Below are 13,594 nucleotides of genomic sequence, written 5' to 3' on the forward strand. Positions count from 1 at the left end.
ATTCTGTCGTCTGGCGGATCTGAAAGTAGTTTTGTCCGTTCGGTAACGCTCCGAAGCCGTAGATTCATAACACCGGATATGGAATCGCCCGCGTTTCCTTCCCTGGCAACACCGATCGATGCCGGCGGCGGCCTGCGCAAGATACTCAGGAGGAAGGCCGGCAACGCGGGCCGCGCCTAGTCCGGTAGCGGCGGGCCATTTGTGGCCGGCCGCAACATGTCGCTCCCTTCCCGGCCCTTGTACCGGGCGGAACGGGGCGGTAAGCGGAGCAACATGCGATGCGTGACTACGACATCGACGCGGAGCCGCCCAGGCTCCAGGTATTCGAAGGCGTCGTGACTCGACATCTGCTCGATGAGATCAATGCGACAATCGACGCCAGCCGGGAGACATGGCGGCCGGCGGATGGCCGCCGCGCCACGCAGGCAGCGCGGCGCTTCGCAGACATGCTGCGGCAAAACGAAGGCTTTCAGCTGGCGGAGCGGCAGGCCTGCGAGATCTCAAGACGATGGGCGCGCAAGGCCGGTTGGGAACTCAACGGCGAGCCGCCACTGTGCGTGCTGCGCTGTGTCAATAGCGGCTTGCCCGCCCAGAGCCACTTGCGGCACTACGACTCCCATATCCTGACGCTGCTGATTCCGCTGCAACAGGCGCAGGCCACGCAGGAAAACGGGGACCTGATCCTCTACCGGCGCCAGCGCCATGCGGTGACGGCCATGTCGAATATCGTTGCGAAGATCCGGCTGATCCTGTTGCGTAACCTGCCGTTCGTCATTCGCCGCGCGCAGACCTTCCGCCATCTTGCCGAGCACCTGTGCGACCGCATCGCCTGTGTGCCGGGCAATGTCTATGCGTTCAACGGCTTCGTCACGCTGCATGCCAACCTGCATGCCGAGGCGGGCGAGCGCCGCTCATTGATCGTCCACTATTATGATCCCGGCCTGACCGCCGGGCTCAGCACGGTGCCGCGCGCATGTCGCGCGTTGCGCGACCGGCTGCTCGACGCGCTCCAGCACACCAGGCCGCGGGCATAGAGCCCCCCCTTCCTGTCATCCCCCCATCGGTTCCGCTTGGGCGCCCGGATCATTTCGCCGATACTGGGTAAGCAGGTCGTCGCCCCGGCGGCGCCCGAGCGCGAATCGCATCTACGCGACAGATGGGACCGTCATGGCAACTGGCAGCGCGATGCTGGGCAAGCACCCCGACCTGTCGGCTGCGCAGGTTTATCTCTTCGCCTTTACCCTGGGCTGCGCCACCGGCGTGGACTTCGTGGCGTCGTCCATGATGGGCGTCGCGGGCACCCATATCCGGGGTGGCATTCACGCCTCGCCCGAGGATTTTCTCTGGAGCCTTACGTCCTATGCCGCCGCGGCCACCGTCGCCAACCTGGTGCTGCGGCGCATCGCACAGGACATCAGCTATCGCGGATTTACCCTGCTCGGCCTGTTCATCGCCACCGTGGGCGCCGCGCTTTGCGCCGTCTGCAATACACCGATCGAGCTAAGCCTTGCGCGCGCGGTGCAAGGTCTTGGCGCGGGCGGCCTGTTTACCGCATCGCGCATCATCATCCAGCTGGCAGCCGCCCGTGAAGAGCGCCGCCCCCTCTTCCTGGGCTTCAACACCGGCGGCATGGGTCTGGCGGCACTGGCGCCATGGATTACCGCGATGCTGGTGGAGGATGCGAGCTGGCGGATGATCTTCGTGGTGCAGGCCGGGATGTCGGTCGCGGCGATGCTGCTGGTGCTGCTCTCGTATCCGCGCCGTGTCGCGGCCTCGCTGCCACCGTGGGAGGTGGACGTCGGCGGCATGGATTGGGTGACCGTCATATTGCTGGGCACGGGCGCGCTAGTGCTGCTGCACGGGCTGGGCGACCTGCGATTCTACGAACTGGCGAGCTCGCCGTCGGTAGCGATCACCCCGATTGTCGGGCTGTTGCTCGTGGCTAGCGCCTTCGTCCACCAGCATCGCCACCCCGACCCCTGGCTTAACCCTAAGCTGCTGTTCGGCCGGCGCTACCTGGTCGGGCTGGGCTTCTATACCTTGTATTACTTCCTCAACGGGCTATGGGGCTATGTGGTATCTACCACGCTGCAGTCCGGGCTGGGCTTTACCTTCCAGACCGCCGGCAAGGTGCTCACCATCACCGGACTGATCGGCTTCACGGGTCTTTGCGTCTTTACCTATGCCGGCGCCCGGTTGACGGGGCAACGCCGCTACATCGCCCTGGGCTACTGCATGTTTGCCGGGGCGGCCTGGATGCTGAGCCAGCGGATGATGCCGGGGGCTTCCATGGCCGTCCTGCTGCCGGCCCTGACCCTGCAAAGCCTGACCACGCCCTTCATCCTGGCGTTGGTGGCGGGGCTGACCTATGCGGAATTCAGCGTCGAGGATTTTGCCCACGCCTATCAATTCAAGAACATCGTGCGCCAGATCGCAACGGCCGCCGGCACGGGTGTGGCGAGCCTGTGGCTCCAGTATGGCGAGGCCATGGCACGCACACAGCTGGTAGCGCGGATTACGCCCTTCGACCTGCCCGATGGTTTTGACGCCGCCACGCTGGCGCACTGGTCGGCGCTGATCGACCAACAGGCACAGCTGATCGCGGTGAGCAATCTGTTCGCACTGCTGGCAATAGCGTGCGTGGGCGTGGCGCTGATCGCCGTGGCGCAGCGCGCGCTGCGCTAAGCCACGTCAAAGAAGGGGGCGGGAGGGGGCGGAGAACACGGCAGCGCACGGAATTGCGACGTAAGTATGGATGCCCGACCGGCAAAAATCCCCCGAAGTGGCGGGATTGTGAGCGCGCGAATGGGCTCTACAATGCGGCTGCGCGAGGCATATGCCTCGCCAGGCAAGCTGCACAGGAAGCACAACCATGACGCTTTATCTACTCGGATTCCTATTCTTCGAAGCCTTGTGGTTCTTCCCGTTCAGGAAGGTATTCAAGGCTGCCCATTTTGGTGCACTCTACGCGTATCTGGCGCTGCTGCCGCTCATCGGGCCGCTGCTGTGCATCTGGATCCTCGCTTCACGCCCCTGGCCACTGAAGACCAAGCTGGTCCGCACGTTCTCGCAGGCGTAGCGCGAGCCGGGGGGGCTGCGTGACCCTCTCAGAAATCGTGGTCCCCCAGCATGAGGGGGTTGAGAGACGGGTCCTCGGACCACTTCTGCAAGGCCACTTCCTGGATGCGATCGAGATTACGCTCGAAAATATCCAGGTGGCTGCCAATCTGGCCTTGAGCCAGTTCATCCAGCGCCGAGCGCGACACAAAGCCGCTTCTGTCCTCGCCGTTTGCCGCAATGGAAAAGCCGATTTGCTCGCCATCTTCGGACGGGGCCGGATTGAATATCAGGAAGGCAGTCGACATCGTTAGCTCACGTTGATTCAGAGGCTGGATCGTAGCATGAGCGACTCCGCGCGATTCGGCCGGGAGCCGGCTCACGCCATCAAGGTGCACGATCCGCATCCATGCATGCCGTCATGGGAAGGGTATCGCCCGATTCCATGACCATTCCCTCTTCCATGAGTATCTTCCTTGCGCACTGAAGAGCACATGAAAGTGCATCACCGCCAGGAGACAAAAACATGGATCGTCGTCATTTCCTTGCCACCGCGGTTGCAGCCGCCGCACTCGGGGCAGCCCCCGCCTTTGCCAATGGCTGGCCAAGCCGCCCCCTGCGCCTGGTCGTGGCCTACCCTGCTGGCGGCGGCACCGATGTGGTCGCGCGGCTGTTCGCGGACTTCCTTGGCAAGACTCTTGGCCAATCGGTCGTGGTCGAGAACAAGCCGGGCGGCGCGACGATTCCCGCGACGCTCGACGTGATCCGCGCCAAGCCGGACGGCCACACGCTGCTGATGACGCTAGGCTCCTCTGCCACTTCGGGCGCCCATATCAACAAGGTACCCTACGACCCGCTCACTGACCTGACCGCGCTGGCCGAAGCCGCGCGCGCACCCGTCTTGCTGGTCGCCACCAGGAACGCGCCCTTCTCCACGCTGGCGGAGATGATCGCCTACTCCAAGAGCGCGAAGTCGCCGCTGCATTCGGCCTCGTATGGTCCGGGCACCTCGTCGCACTTTGGCCCGCTGCTGCTGAACAAGCTATCTGGCAGCCGGCTCGAACCGGTGTTGTACAAGGGTTCGGCTCCTGCCACGCAAGACCTGGTGGGTGGCGTGGTGCCGGTAATGATCGACGGGCTGACCACCGCCGTGCCGCTCTATCAATCGGGCAAGACCAAGGCGCTGGCCATCACCACGCCGGAACGCTCCGATATGGCGCCGGGCGTTGCCTCGTTCCGTGAGCTGGGGTTTCCGGGCATGGAGCAATTGAGCGGCTACTTCGCGCTGTTCGGCCCCAAGGCCATGCCGGCGGACGTGGTTGGCGCCGTCTCGGCGGCGATCCAGAAGGTGCTCGCCGATCCGGCCTATCACAAGCGGCTGTTCGCGGTCGGCGTGTTGCCGCCGCAGGCCATCACCCCGCCTGCCTTCGCCGCGCAGGTCAAGGCGGACTACCTGCGCTGGGGCGAGTTCATCAAGGAGATCGGCTTCACCATCGACGCTTGACCGGCAGCGCGGCGGCTGCCGCGCGCCGCGTCAGAGCCGCGCGGCAGCCGCCGTGAGCCAGGCCGCGGTCTGGTCGGGAATTGTGACCGGCAGCATATGGCCGCCAGGGACAAGTTCGAGATCCAGCGCCGGCAGCTTGTCTTTCATCGCCTTGCCCTGCGCCTGCCAGTCGAGCACGGCATCACCGGTCCCGTAGAGGATGCTGATCGGCAAGGCCAGCGAGGCATAGCGCTGCGCCATGGACGGCAGGTCCTCCTCCACGCTGACCATATCCGTCGAAGTGGCATAGAAGCTGCGCGGCCTCAAGCTGAGAAGGCCGCCGCCTGCGGTGCCGAAGTCCTGAGGCGGACGGTCGGGGCTGAAAACCAGCTCGACCATGGCCTTACCGCGCAAGATAGACCGTGGGATCGCCCACGTCCACGCGATCACGCGGCGCATCGTAGCCGAGGAAATGGACAGCGTGCGGAACATGGGCGGCACGCCCTCCACCGGATGCGTCAGCGGGGCAATCAACGCCAGCCCGCCGACCGTGCCGGGATGATCGAGCGCAACGCCAAGCGCCACCGCGCCCCCCAGGGAGTGCCCGACCAACAGCGGATTCTGCAGGTCTAGCGCACGGATGAATTTGGCCACGACCGTACTCTGCACGCTCAGGCGGGCCGACATCGCCGATGGCCGGGTCGAATGGCCCGAGCCGGGCCGGTCGACCAGGATCACGCGGAAGCGGCCGGTCAGCTTTTCGAGCAACGCATAGGAAAAATTGCCGGTCTGCCCCCCCAGCCCGTGAACCATCACGATAGCCGGGCCCTCGCCCTTGTCGATGTAATGGAGGCGGGCGCCATCGATCTCGATGAACTTCCCCTTGGGCGGCAGCGCATTTTCCACCTTGCGCGCAATCAGGCCGGAGAATGCCACCAACCCAAGCAGAACGACGGCGCCCACGGCGACGCAGGCAATCAATATGGTCATTGTCTATGTACCTTCAACCTTGAAATTCAACCTTGACGCTCAAGCCATTATCCGTCAGCCATCCACCGAGGCGGCCGTGCCCGCACGGCCAAACGCCATCTCGCTGTCCTCCACCTTGCCGAACTTCAGGGCCATCAGGTCGAACAGGTAGTTCTGATGCACCTTCCATGGCCGCCTGGAGCCCTGCTTGGGCAAGATGCTGCTGGCGCGCTGGACATAGCCGGAGCTCAGCGAGAGCGAAGGCTCCTCATCGGAGGCCAGATCCGTGCGGCGCGGCGCGCACCATGCGTGGCCCTTCGCGTCCATATGATTGATCAGGCGGCACACGTAGGTCGACGAGAGCTCCGCTTTCAGCGTCCAGGAAGCGTTGACATAGCCCATGGCTACCGCCAGGTTCGGCATGTCGCTATACATCATGCCCTTGTACATGAAGGCCTGCGCCGGGTTCATCGGGGTGCCGTCCACCTCGATCTTCATCCCCCCGGCCACCTTCAACTGAAGCCCGGTAGCCGTGACGATGACATCCGCGTCGAGCCGCTCGCCGGAGCGCAGCAGCAAGCCAGTCTCGGTGAACGACTCGATCTGGTCGGTGACCACTGAAGCCTTCCCTGAGCGGATGGACTTGAACAGATCCGAGTCCGGCACCAGGCAGAGCCGCTGGTCCCACGGCTTGTAGGAGGGCGTGAAATGCTTGTCGATATCGTAGTCAGGACCGAGTTGCGCGCGCACCCCCTTGAGGATCTTGCTCTTGACCAGGTCAGGCTTCTTGCGCGAAAGATTGTAGAAGTACATGCCCAAGAGCACGTTCTTCCAGCGCGTGGCGCGATGCGCCATGGACGCCGGCAGCCGCCGCTGCAGCCATGCGGAGACAGCGTCGCTGGACGGGCGCGCCACGATGTACGTTGGCGAGCGCTGCAGCATGGTCACGTGGGCCGCCCGCTCGGCCATCGCCGGCAGCAGCGTGACGGCCGTGGCGCCGCTGCCGATCACGACCACGCGCTTGCCGTCGTACGCCAGATCCGCCGGCCAGTGCTGAGGGTGCACCACACGGCCATTGAAGCGCTCCATGCCCGGCCACCCGGGCATATAGCCGTCCGCATAATCGTAGTAGCCGCTGCACAAGTAGAGAAAACTGCAGGTAAAACGGGCAGGCGTGCCTTGCGGGCCTACCGTGGCATCGACCGTCCACTTTGCGGTCTCGGACGACCACGACGCACGCAATACGCGATGGCCAAAGCGAATGTGCCGCTCGATGCCGAATTCCTTCGCCGTGCCACGGATGTAGTCAAGGATCGAGTCACCATCGGCAATGGATTTTTCGCTTCGCCATGGGCGAAAACTGAAGCCCAGGGTGTACATGTCCGAATCGGACCGCACGCCGGGATAGCGAAACAGGTCCCATGTGCCACCGATGGCGTCGCGCCCTTCCAGGATCGCGTAAGTCTTGCCCGGGCAACTGGTCTGCAGATGATAGCCAGCGCAGATGCCGGAAAGCCCCGCCCCGACTACCAGCACATCGACGTGCTGCGCCGCGGCCTGCGCTGGCGCCTGCTCGTCCTGGTGCCCCGCCGCCGCCGTGCCGGCGCGAACGTCGGGATGCGGGTGCTTCGGATTGCCTGATAGCATCGATCGTCTCCTGTTGGCCAAACCGAGCCGGCGCTTGTCGCGTCGAATTCTCACGGTGCGTCCGTGCTGTATTCAGACTAGACTAGGGTGTTCACCCTAATTAATCAACCGAGATTGCCAAAACTAGGGCTTACCCCTAACCATCTGCCGTACAAACATGCAGATAACGCAATATGCAGGGAGTTACCAGTCATGACGGTGCAAATCGCGCCAGCCCGGCGCCCCAAAACGCGCGAGCGCATCCTTGACGCGTGCCTGAGCCTGTTCAACGAGCGCGGGCCAGTCGTCGTAACCACCGCGGAGATCGCCTCGGCGGTCGGCATACAGGAAGGGAATCTCTACTATCACTTTCACCGCAAGGAACAGATCCTCGATGCCCTGTTCGACAACTTCGAGCGGGCGCTGCGCGACACCTCGGTCGCGGATCTGGCACAAGGCGATGCACCCGACCGTTTCGCGGGCTACCTGAGCGGCTGGTTCAACCTGATGTGGGAGTGGCGCTTCTTCTATCGCGATGCGGCGTCCATCCGCGGCCTGGCGCCAACGCTGAGGTTGCGCACCGAAGCGCTGGCCAACGACGGACAGCACCATGTCCGCCGGGTGTTCGGCGCCATGCAAGCGCAAGGATTGCTGCGCGCCACGCCCGAGCAACTTGACCAGTTAGTCGTCAACACGTGGATCGTATCGACCTACTGGATCGACTACCTGCGCTCACGCCATGGCATCGATGCCATCAAGCGCGAGCACATCCATTGGGGCGCGTCGCAGGTCATGAGCCTATTCTCGCCTTTCCTCACGCAGGCCGGCACCGGCTTGCTGAATATCCAGCCAAGCGAAGGCTGACGCAGCGCGCCGCGACCTTGAGAGGCGGTTCTCCACCGCCCTCTAATTGCCAACTCCAGCATGCCATGCCATTAAAGGTGTGTAGAAGTCAATAAGGCAATTCTCAATTTTTCTAAAAAAAGTCACTAAAGTCACTTTTGCTGTTTTTCTACAGTAGAATCCCGGCCTTGCGAGCGCGCGAGTCCTAAGACATTTCGGATTCAGTCCTAAGACATTGCCGAATGCCCACCAGGTTTCATAGGCCGGCGCGTTGGCTTGAATGCGCGGCACCTTGAATCTCTCGCCGCCTTCCCTTCATTTTTGACTCTGCCCATGCAAGCTTTCCGACTTGTCGTTTTGCTGTTTACTGCCCTCGCGGCCACCCAGGCCGCCGCTGCCGACAGCGTCGCCTTTGCCGGCTTTGCCTATGCCGGCGACGCTCAGCAGATCGCGGCCCGCTTCCCGGTCACGCGACAGGTCGAGGCCGAGCTGACCGCCTCCGGCGGCGCGCCGAACAAGGCCATCAGCCGGTCCCTGGCCGCGCGCCCGCCCGCCAATTTCTCGCTGTCCAGCGACGGCATGGCCAGCCTGAAGCATAGCGACCAGGCTCTCGCTACCGCATTGGTGGTGACCAGCGAGACCATCTCGTCCGAGCGCTTCGGCCGCCTGTACAAGGTGCTGGCCAACGTGCGCGGCCAGGCCCTGGTGTTCGACTTCAAGGCCATGACGGTGCTGCGCGCCTACCCGATCAATGTGACCTACCTCGACGTGCTCGACCATCAGCCCAGCGAGCGCGAGAAGCGTGACCGCGTCAAGCGCCTGCTGCTCGGCGGCGACAAGCCGGGCCTGTTCGATCGTTACGCTCAGGTCCTGTCGGGCGCGAAGCTGCCGTCATCGGGCACACGCTACCTGCAGGTATCGCAAGTCAACGTGGCGCCTGAAGCGTTGGCCCAGTTGCCCGAAGGCCTGAAGACGGGCTCCGGCGTGGCCGAAGGCTGGCTCGCCGACATGTTCGGCGAAGCCCTGCTGGATAAGGCTGGCGTGCCGATCCTGCCGTTCACCAAAGGCTATGCCATTGGCAATGCGATGGCGATGCGCTTCGCCGACGGCGAGGTCTTCAACCTCAAGCTGCCTGAGCCCGACTACACCATTCAGGTGGACCTGAAGGGCTTCAAGCGGGTCGAGTACGGCAGCTCCGCTGCCGGCACCAGCTACATCTATGCGGTGTACAGCCACATCAAGCTGGGCGAGCCGATGTCCGGCAAGCAGTACCTTGACGCCGATTTCAAGAACGGCGAAGTGAAAGCCGTCCCCGTCACGCAGTCAGAGATCGATGATTTCCCGGCTTACGCGGATTCCCTGCGAGGCCTGTTCACCAAGCTGTCCAGTTCGCTGGGCGGCCAGGACAGCGACTGGCTGGCTGCGGCTTCGTCGGGCGATAACGTTAGTAAACAAGTAGATGTCACAAGAGGAGTGGTCAAGTCATGCAAGTAATCCGTCAGCTCTGTTGGCTGTTTTTGTTCGCGTGCAGCCTGGCGTCGGCACAAGTAGTGTCATCCAAGGGCATGGCAAACGTGAAGTACGACAGCTCGGTGTTCTCGAGCAAGGCCAGCGCCGAGGACAAGGACCGCGCCTTCAAGACCGCGCAGGTCAACGCCATCGAGCGCTACTACGCTGAGAGCGGTGAGTCGCAAGCCGAGAATTTCGACAGCATCCGCGACAAGGTCGCGGCCAACCTCGACAAGTTCGTGCTGGGCGCGACCATCATCAGCGAGGAAGACAAGAAGGACGCCAACCAGTATTCGGTGGTGGTCCGCGTCGACATCAACGTCGCCAAGCTGCGTAACGCGGTCAAGGGCGGCGCGGCTGTGGCCACCGCCTCGGACGCGCAGAAATCCCCGCTGACCTTCCTGTTCGTGGCGCGCCAGCAGGACTCCGTCAAGTCCTTCGACACGCGTGTCTACAAGCGCGCGGACGTGAAAGAAAACGTCAACGAGAAGTCGACCCGCAACAGCTATTCGGCTAATGCCTCCGTCTCCGTCGAAACTGGCGGCAGCCGCACCCGCAAGGCGGATGACGTGAGCTGGCGCCTGGTGCCGTCGGGCAACCTGAACTCAGTGTTCACCGGTGTGTTCGCGCAGTCGGGCTTCCAGGTGGTGGAAGCCGCCTATGTCGAACCCTCCTCGGGTGGCCACCTGCGCATCAGCGCGCTGGAAAACGACTACAAGAGCGGCAACGACCTGCAGCCCGCCACCATGCGAGAGGCCGTGCTGGGCCTGCAGACCGCACAGGTCCCTTACCTGGCGCTCGGCACGCTCGACATCGGCATGCAGGACAGCGACCCGGTCACCGGCCTGACCCGCGTGTACGTGACAGTAACGGCCAAGCTGCTTGACGTGACCACGCGTTTCCCGCGCACGGTGTCGTCGGTCGGCCCGGTCCAGTATGCCGGCACCGGCCCGGATGCCAGCGTGGCACAGACCAACGCGCTCAAGCGCGCGGCCGATTCGGCCGCACGCGAGCTGGCGGCACAACTGAACAACGCCAAGGTCCGCTGATTGCCCCCCAGGCCGGCGCAAGCGCGTCACGGTACCGTACGGCCGGCCGCCCTCCCCCTTTGCTTTCCCTGGAGAACAAACATGTTGAAGAAAGTCATCTCGATCGCTGCACTGTCCCTGCTGGCCGCTGGCCAGGCCCACGCCCTGCCCTCGCTGGGCAGCCTGACAGGTGGTTCCTCCTCGTCCAGCAGCGGCGCCACCGCCGATGCAAGCGGCGCGCAAGATCAGTTGTCCAAGGCCTACGTGGCTGCCGGCCGCGAAGTGCTGGTGGCCCAGTCCTACCTGGCGGACGCCGTTGGCCTGAAGGAACTGTCGGCCAAGGCAAAGGCGACGGCTGATGCGCTGACCGACGGCGCCACCAAGGGCAACCTGGAAGACTCCGACAAGCTGCAGAGCGAAGCCTCGTCCGCCATCGAAGCCAAGCTGAAAGACTCGAACACCAAGATCGACGCCGCCGGCAAGCAATCGTACGCCGAAGGCATGAAGCACCTTGGCCTGGGCGTGCTGCGCTATGTGGGCCTGCGTCCCAGCCTGATCGCCTTCAAGGATGCCGCGCAGTCGCAACTCACCAGCGCATCGGTGATGGAAAAGCTGACGCTGACCAACAAGCTGTCGACCGGCACCTACATCGCTAGCGAAGCACCGGGCCACGTGACCCGCCTGGGCAGCACGCTGCAGGCTGCCACCGCCTACGCGAAGAGCAACGAAATCCCCGTGCCGAAGGATGCCACCGCGGCACTCTCGGCCAAGTTCTAAGCCTGTTGCCATCGTGAACAAGAGCGGAACACTCCCCATGAAATGGCATCGTGCGCTGGCCGTGTGCGGCCTCGCATTGACGGTGTCGGTGGCTGGCTGCAAAGGCCGTGACGCAGAGACGCCACCCGCCGCCGCATCCGCCGGCGCTTCCGCGCCGGTGGCGAGCGGCAGTGGCGCACCCGACGTCGGCCAGGTCGAAACGGTGCGGGTCACCACCACCGGGCTTGGCCATACGCCGGCCGAAGCCATCGACCAGGCACTGCGCCAGGCCGTCATGCAGGTCAATGGCATGACCATCGAGCAGTCGTCGACGCAGTTCAAGTCGGTGCTGGGCCTGGCCGTGGGACGCGATCCGCTCACGCTGAGCTCGGCCGGCTTCGCGGAGCTGGTGAGCCAGAGCAGCCGTGGCGCCATCAGCAACTTCAAGGTGATCGAAATCAGCGAGCCCGGCCTGACCGAGCGCATGATCAAGGCCACCATCGAAGCCAATGTGGCCAAGTACAAGGCGCCGGCGGACCAGGGCAAGCTGCGCATCGCCATTGCGCCGCTACGCGTGGACAGCCGCGCCGGCGGCGACACCGTGCGCATCGCCGCCGAGCTGCGCCAGCGCATTATGGACGCGCTGACGCAGAGCGGACGCTTTACCGTGCTGGAGCGCGATTTCGCGCCGGAGCTCGGTGACGAAATGGATCGCATCTCGAACGGCCAGACTTCGGCGGACCAGTTCGCCAAGCTCGGCCAGGGACTCGGTGCGGACCTGATCTGGTTTGGCCGTGTCAATGCATTTGAGCCGGGACGCCGCGCCAATGCGGATGGTGAGGGCAGCGCGCCAGGGCAGTGGTCGGTCTCGCAAAAGTTCGTCAACGTGACCACCAGCGAAGTCCTGTTCAGCAACACCGCCAAGGGCGACGCCGGACGCGCGGCAGGCGAGCGCGTGCAAGCCATGGAAAGCGCCGTCGTCTCCAAGGTGGTAGCCGACATCCTGGTGCGCCTCTACCCGGTCAGCGTAGCCTCCCGCGATGGCCACAACGTAGTGCTGAGCCAGGGTGGCCAGTCGGTGAGCAGCGGCACGGCCTATCAGGTCGTCATGCTGGGCAACGAGCTGCGCGATCCGCAGACCGGCCGCTCGCTCGGACGCACCGAGCAGGAGTGCTGCACCGTGGTGGTGGACCGGGTCACGCCCTCCTTGTCGTACGGGCATCTGGAAGACGTCAAGTTAAAGCTCGACGATGTGCCGGCTGGCTCCCTGCAGCTGCGCGCGGAAATTCCGCCGGCGCCGCCGGCGGCTGATACCAAGCCCAGGAAGAAGGACGCACCGCGCAAGGAAGAGTCCTTCGGGCCGCCCAAGAGCGACTCGAACTGGTGATCGGGTGATTAGGTGATCTGTTGAAGCCTTGGCGCCAGCCGGTCTGAAAGACGGCTCGCACCACAAAGCCGCATGCCGTCCTGGCGTGCGGCTTTGTCCATTCCGGGCGCCGCCTGCGCATGCCATCGCCATTGCCATTGCCATTGCCATTGACGACAGGCAAGCGCGCGAAATGGTCCTAAGGTGAGAGTTGGCCCCCTCCTGCGCGACTGGCAGGTGGGGTTCCTTGAGTCACTTACCGGAGAGGAACATGTCAGTGACGCTCAGGTATTGGTCAGAAGACGGTAATGAGGAAACCGTCAATGTATCGTCCGATCAACGCCTGTCTCAGATTGCGCCCCAACCCCCTTCGCGATCGCAGAAGCCGCCACCGGCCACGGAAGAAAAGCCGGTCAAGTGGACCATCCCGCACGACCCACCGGGTGATTTCGCCTAGCGCACAACTGCAGGGCGACAAAGCAAAAAGCCCGTGCGGCTTGAACCGGACGGGCTTTTGGAATTTGGTTGCGGGGGCAGGACTTGAACCTGCGACCTTCGGGTTATGAGCCCGACGAGCTGCCAACTGCTCCACCCCGCGAATGAGAATATACGCGGATTGGCGGCATCTGGATAGCCCTAATACAAAAAGAACTGAAAAGTGCTAGCGCCCATTCTTTTGGCGTGCGGCGACTGCCGCTCCATGTACGCTCGCGAGTGCACCCAGCCGCGTCAGCGCCACTCAGCCATTTCCATCGATCCACTGCTTCGCCCACTCGTAAGCCGCGGTTTTTGCATCGGCTGCCGTGGCGTGATTACGGCCAATGGATTTGGAATCCTGCACTACCGCCCCGTCCTCCCAGATCGCGCACGACGCGATGTGCAAACCGTCCTTGATCGTCTTGCAGAAGACGTGGACTACATACCCTTTGTACTCTGTGATGCCGCTTTCCATCTGAG

The 13,594-nt window shown here is 63.7% G+C and carries 13 protein-coding genes and 1 tRNA gene; 9 read left to right on the top strand and 5 right to left on the bottom strand.

All coding sequences use genetic code 11. The features are described from left to right. The first annotated feature begins 278 nt into the window (after nucleotides 1-278). The 3 genes from RR42_RS30675 to RR42_RS30685 all read left to right on the top strand — a co-directional run bounded on the left by RR42_RS30675 (nucleotide 279) and on the right by RR42_RS30685 (nucleotide 3,079). On the top strand, nucleotides 279-1,034 hold the full coding sequence (locus tag RR42_RS30675; protein ID WP_052495088.1) for a hypothetical protein: 756 nt from the start codon (nucleotides 279-281) through the stop codon (nucleotides 1,032-1,034). Between the two features lie 133 nt (nucleotides 1,035-1,167). Next, on the top strand, nucleotides 1,168-2,685 hold the full coding sequence (locus tag RR42_RS30680; protein ID WP_236702080.1) for an MFS transporter: 1,518 nt from the start codon (nucleotides 1,168-1,170) through the stop codon (nucleotides 2,683-2,685). Between the two features lie 187 nt (nucleotides 2,686-2,872). Next, complete coding sequence (locus RR42_RS30685; RefSeq protein WP_043355581.1) at nucleotides 2,873-3,079, top strand: hypothetical protein; 207 nt, start codon at nucleotides 2,873-2,875, stop codon at nucleotides 3,077-3,079. 28 nt (nucleotides 3,080-3,107) lie between these two features. On the opposite strand, the gene RR42_RS30690 is transcribed toward RR42_RS30685, so the two are convergent. Continuing rightward, the gene (locus RR42_RS30690; protein ID WP_144409994.1) at nucleotides 3,108-3,365 is read right to left on the bottom strand and encodes a hypothetical protein; all 258 of its coding nucleotides are present in this window, start codon (nucleotides 3,363-3,365) and stop codon (nucleotides 3,108-3,110) included. 218 nt (nucleotides 3,366-3,583) lie between these two features. On the opposite strand from RR42_RS30690, the gene RR42_RS30695 reads away from it, so the two are divergent. After that, nucleotides 3,584-4,561, top strand: a complete 978-nt coding sequence (locus RR42_RS30695) for a tripartite tricarboxylate transporter substrate binding protein (RefSeq protein ID WP_043355584.1) — start codon at nucleotides 3,584-3,586, stop codon at nucleotides 4,559-4,561. A gap of 30 nt (nucleotides 4,562-4,591) precedes the next feature. On the opposite strand, the gene RR42_RS30700 is transcribed toward RR42_RS30695, so the two are convergent. Both RR42_RS30700 and RR42_RS30705 read right to left on the bottom strand, forming a co-directional pair. Further along, nucleotides 4,592-5,530, bottom strand: a complete 939-nt coding sequence (locus tag RR42_RS30700) for an alpha/beta fold hydrolase (protein WP_043355585.1) — start codon at nucleotides 5,528-5,530, stop codon at nucleotides 4,592-4,594. Between the two features lie 54 nt (nucleotides 5,531-5,584). After that, nucleotides 5,585-7,156 (bottom strand): flavin-containing monooxygenase, encoded by a 1,572-nt coding sequence (locus tag RR42_RS30705; RefSeq protein WP_082055161.1) that lies wholly within the window; start codon nucleotides 7,154-7,156, stop codon nucleotides 5,585-5,587. Nucleotides 7,157-7,348: 192 nt separating this feature from the next. On the opposite strand from RR42_RS30705, the gene RR42_RS30710 reads away from it, so the two are divergent. The 5 genes from RR42_RS30710 (at nucleotide 7,349) to RR42_RS30730 (ending at nucleotide 12,658) form a co-directional block, all read left to right on the top strand. Beyond that, nucleotides 7,349-7,999, top strand: coding sequence for a TetR/AcrR family transcriptional regulator (locus RR42_RS30710; RefSeq protein ID WP_052495089.1), 651 nt, complete (start codon nucleotides 7,349-7,351; stop codon nucleotides 7,997-7,999). 312 nt (nucleotides 8,000-8,311) lie between these two features. After that, nucleotides 8,312-9,472, top strand: a complete 1,161-nt coding sequence (locus tag RR42_RS30715; protein WP_043355586.1) for a hypothetical protein — start codon at nucleotides 8,312-8,314, stop codon at nucleotides 9,470-9,472. Continuing rightward, complete coding sequence (locus RR42_RS30720) at nucleotides 9,463-10,536, top strand: hypothetical protein (protein WP_043355587.1); 1,074 nt, start codon at nucleotides 9,463-9,465, stop codon at nucleotides 10,534-10,536. The genes RR42_RS30715 and RR42_RS30720 overlap by 10 nt, the downstream gene beginning before the upstream one ends. An 81-nt stretch (nucleotides 10,537-10,617) precedes the next feature. After that, nucleotides 10,618-11,292, top strand: coding sequence for a hypothetical protein (locus tag RR42_RS30725; RefSeq protein WP_043355589.1), 675 nt, complete (start codon nucleotides 10,618-10,620; stop codon nucleotides 11,290-11,292). Nucleotides 11,293-11,329: 37 nt separating this feature from the next. Beyond that, entirely contained in the window at nucleotides 11,330-12,658 is a 1,329-nt protein-coding gene (locus RR42_RS30730) for a CsgG/HfaB family protein (RefSeq protein ID WP_043355590.1), read from the top strand. Nucleotides 12,659-13,159: 501 nt separating this feature from the next. Here the strand turns inward: RR42_RS30730 and RR42_RS30735 are convergent. Continuing rightward, a tRNA-Met gene (locus RR42_RS30735) sits at nucleotides 13,160-13,235 on the bottom strand. A 141-nt stretch (nucleotides 13,236-13,376) separates the two neighbouring features. Then, nucleotides 13,377-13,589: a hypothetical protein gene (locus tag RR42_RS30740; RefSeq protein ID WP_043355591.1), complete on the bottom strand. Its 213-nt coding sequence runs from the start codon at nucleotides 13,587-13,589 to the stop codon at nucleotides 13,377-13,379. Between the last annotated feature and the right edge of the window lie 5 nt (nucleotides 13,590-13,594).

Origin of the sequence: Cupriavidus basilensis (assembly GCF_000832305.1) — a bacterium.
Taxonomy (GTDB): Bacteria; Pseudomonadota; Gammaproteobacteria; order Burkholderiales; family Burkholderiaceae; genus Cupriavidus; species Cupriavidus basilensis_F.

Excerpts from the sequence above, each read along its gene's own strand:
- RR42_RS30675 (WP_052495088.1), top strand. The coding sequence starts at position 279 with ATGCGTGACTACGACATCGACGCGGAGCCGCCCAGGCTCCAGGTATTC.
- RR42_RS30680 (WP_236702080.1), top strand. The coding sequence starts at position 1,168 with ATGGCAACTGGCAGCGCGATGCTGGGCAAGCACCCCGACCTGTCGGCT.
- RR42_RS30685 (WP_043355581.1), top strand. The coding sequence starts at position 2,873 with ATGACGCTTTATCTACTCGGATTCCTATTCTTCGAAGCCTTGTGGTTC.
- RR42_RS30690 (WP_144409994.1), bottom strand. The coding sequence starts at position 3,365 with ATGTCGACTGCCTTCCTGATATTCAATCCGGCCCCGTCCGAAGATGGC.
- RR42_RS30695 (WP_043355584.1), top strand. The coding sequence starts at position 3,584 with ATGGATCGTCGTCATTTCCTTGCCACCGCGGTTGCAGCCGCCGCACTC.
- RR42_RS30700 (WP_043355585.1), bottom strand. The coding sequence starts at position 5,530 with ATGACCATATTGATTGCCTGCGTCGCCGTGGGCGCCGTCGTTCTGCTT.
- RR42_RS30705 (WP_082055161.1), bottom strand. The coding sequence starts at position 7,156 with ATGCTATCAGGCAATCCGAAGCACCCGCATCCCGACGTTCGCGCCGGC.
- RR42_RS30710 (WP_052495089.1), top strand. The coding sequence starts at position 7,349 with ATGACGGTGCAAATCGCGCCAGCCCGGCGCCCCAAAACGCGCGAGCGC.
- RR42_RS30715 (WP_043355586.1), top strand. The coding sequence starts at position 8,312 with ATGCAAGCTTTCCGACTTGTCGTTTTGCTGTTTACTGCCCTCGCGGCC.
- RR42_RS30720 (WP_043355587.1), top strand. The coding sequence starts at position 9,463 with ATGCAAGTAATCCGTCAGCTCTGTTGGCTGTTTTTGTTCGCGTGCAGC.
- RR42_RS30725 (WP_043355589.1), top strand. The coding sequence starts at position 10,618 with ATGTTGAAGAAAGTCATCTCGATCGCTGCACTGTCCCTGCTGGCCGCT.
- RR42_RS30730 (WP_043355590.1), top strand. The coding sequence starts at position 11,330 with ATGAAATGGCATCGTGCGCTGGCCGTGTGCGGCCTCGCATTGACGGTG.
- RR42_RS30740 (WP_043355591.1), bottom strand. The coding sequence starts at position 13,589 with ATGGAAAGCGGCATCACAGAGTACAAAGGGTATGTAGTCCACGTCTTC.